Genomic DNA, 2,500 nt, shown 5'->3' with positions numbered 1-2,500 from the left:
AAGTAGTCAGAGCCCGTTAATGGGTGATGGCGTGCCTTTTGTATAATGAACCGGCGAGTTACGCATACATGCGAGGTTAAGCAGCGAATGTGGAGCCGTAGCGAAAGCGAGTCTGAATAGGGCGAATGAGTATGTGTGTGTAGACCCGAAACCAGGTGATCTACCCATGACCAGGTTGAAGTCCAGGTAACACTGGATGGAGGACCGAACCGACTTACGTTAAAAAGTGACCGGATGAGTTGTGGGTAGGGGTGAAATTCCAATCGAACCTGGAGATAGCTGGTTCTCTCCGAAATATATTTAGGTATAGCCTCATATTATCATCGTGGAGGTAGAGCACTGTTTGGATGAGGGGCCCATCCCGGGTTACCGAGTTCAGACAAACTCCGAATGCCATAGATGAGATGTATGGGAGTCAGACAGTGGGTGATAAGGTCCATTGTCGAAAGGGAAACAGCCCAGACCACCAGCTAAGGTCCCCAAATATATGTTAAGTGGAAAAGGATGTGGCGTTGCACAGACAACTAGGATGTTGGCTTAGAAGCAGCCATCATTTAAAGAGTGCGTAATAGCTCACTAGTCAAGTGACGCTGCGCCGAAAATGTACCGGGGCTAAACATATTACCGAAGCTGTGGATTCGAAAGAATGGTAGGAGAGCGTTCTAACTGCAGAGAAGCATGACCGTGAGGACATGTGGAGCGTTTAGAAGTGAGAATGCCGGTGTGAGTAGCGCAAGACGGGTGAGAATCCCGTCCACCGAATGACTAAGGTTTCCAGAGGAAGGCTCGTCCGCTCTGGGTAAGTCGGGACCTAAGCCGAGGCAAAAAGCGTAGGCGATGGACAACAGGTAGAAATTCCTGTACCGGTGTTGCATGTTTGAGTGAAGTGGTGACGCAGGAGGAGAAAGGATCGTGCTGATGGTTATGCACGTCTAAATCGTAAGTATTCATGCTAGGCAAATCCGGCATGTATAAGTATGAGCGATGATGGGGAGTCGAATGCGACGAAGTCCTAAGATTCACACTGCCAAGAAAAGCTGCTAGCGAATGTAATACTGCCCGTACCGCAAACCGACACAGGTAGTTGGGATGAGAATTCTAAGGTGAGCGAGCGAACTCTCGTTAAGGAACTCGGCAAAATGACCCCGTAACTTCGGGAGAAGGGGTGCTGGTGTAACAACCAGCCGCAGTGAATAGGCCCAAGCGACTGTTTATCAAAAACATAGGTCTCTGCCAAACCGAAAGGTGAAGTATAGGGGCTGACGCCTGCCCGGTGCTGGAAGGTTAAGAGGAGTGCTTAGCGTAAGCGAAGGTACGAATTGAAGCCCCAGTAAACGGCGGCCGTAACTATAACGGTCCTAAGGTAGCGAAATTCCTTGTCAGGTAAGTTCTGACCCGCACGAAAGGCGTAACGATTTGGGCACTGTCTCAACGAGAGGCTCGGTGAAATCATAGTACCAGTGAAGATGCTGGTTACCCGCGACAGGACGGAAAGACCCCGTGGAGCTTTACTGTAGTTTGATATTGAATCTTGAGTACACCTGTACAGGATAGGTGGGAGTTTATGAAGCATGAACGTCAGTTTATGTGGAGACACTGGTGGGATACCACCCTGGTGTACTTGGGGTTCTAACCCGATACCGTTAACCGGTATGGAGACAGTGTCAGATGGACAGTTTGACTGGGGCGGTCGCCTCCTAAAGAGTAACGGAGGCGCTCAAAGGTTCCCTCAGAATGGTTGGAAATCATTCATAGAGTGTAAAGGCAAAAGGGAGCTTGACTGCGAGACCTACAAGTCGAGCAGGGTCGAAAGACGGACTTAGTGATCCGGTGGTTCCGCATGGAAGGGCCATCGCTCAACGGATAAAAGCTACCCCGGGGATAACAGGCTTATCTCCCCCAAGAGTTCACATCGACGGGGAGGTTTGGCACCTCGATGTCGGCTCATCGCATCCTGGGGCTGTAGTCGGTCCCAAGGGTTGGGCTGTTCGCCCATTAAAGCGGTACGCGAGCTGGGTTCAGAACGTCGTGAGACAGTTCGGTCCCTATCCGTCGTGGGCGTAGGAAATTTGAGAGGCGCTGTCCTTAGTACGAGAGGACCGGGATGGACATACCACTGGTGTACCAGTTGTCGTGCCAACGGCATAGCTGGGTAGCTACGTATGGACGGGATAAATGCTGAAAGCATCTAAGCATGAAGCCCCCCTCAAGATGAGATTTCCCCATTAGATGCCAGAGAGATGATCTGGTTGATAGGTTCGGCGTGTAAGTGTGGTGACACACGTAGCGGACGAATACTAATCCATCGATGACTTATTCACAAATGAAGCGTGTAATGGCTTCTACGACTTTTCTATCCAGTTTTGAATGTGTAAACATTCGTTGTCTAGTGGCGATGGCGGAGAGGCCACACCTGTTCCCATGCCGAACACAGAAGTTAAGCTCTCCAGCGCCGATGGTAGTTGGGGTTTCCCTGCGAGAGTAGGACGCTGCTAGGCAA

2 rRNA genes (1 of these 2 cut by a window edge) are annotated in these 2,500 nt (G+C 50.6%); both read left to right on the top strand.

Features of this window, described 5'->3' with window-relative positions:
* Positions 1–2,321, top strand: a 23S ribosomal RNA gene (locus H9D55_RS00010) (it extends 556 nt beyond the left edge of the window).
* Positions 2,322–2,385: 64 nt separating this feature from the next.
* Positions 2,386–2,498: ribosomal RNA gene (gene rrf / locus H9D55_RS00005) — 5S ribosomal RNA — on the top strand.
* Positions 2,499–2,500: the final 2 nt, after the last annotated feature.

The sequence above is a fragment of the Phocicoccus pinnipedialis genome (genome assembly GCF_903994035.1).
GTDB classification, from domain to species: domain Bacteria; phylum Bacillota; class Bacilli; order Staphylococcales; family Salinicoccaceae; genus Phocicoccus; species Phocicoccus pinnipedialis.
Note: the sequence above shows the minus strand (reverse complement) of the source record. Positions and strands in the feature narration are given on the sequence as shown.